The following is a 253-nucleotide window of genomic DNA, read 5'->3' as shown; positions in this document are numbered from 1 at the left end:
CATCCCCGACAAGAAGGCTCCGTGCCCGCTGGACAAGGTGAACCGGCAGTTCAGGGTTCCAGCGCCGAACATGCTCTGGGTCAGCGATTTCACCTACGTCGCTACCTGGCGAGGGTTCGTCTATGTGTAAGCGACGGCCACGCCCCATTGATTTCGCGCTTGCGCGGTGGGGCGAGTGGAGAGAGCGGAGGTCGGTTGGTAGCTCGTCAGGGACTACGAGACGAGGTCCCTATGCACCCCGGCCCTGCTGGGC

The 253-nt window shown here is 63.6% G+C and carries 1 pseudogene; it reads left to right on the top strand.

The window, feature by feature from the left end:
* Window positions 1-127: pseudogene (locus D2N39_RS22480) on the top strand (IS3 family transposase); the annotation flags it as partial.
* Between the last annotated feature and the right edge of the window lie 126 nt (window positions 128-253).

Source organism: Gemmobacter lutimaris (assembly GCF_003570715.1).
GTDB lineage: Bacteria > Pseudomonadota > Alphaproteobacteria > Rhodobacterales > Rhodobacteraceae > Gemmobacter > Gemmobacter lutimaris.
This window is presented reverse-complemented; position numbering and strand designations above follow the sequence as displayed.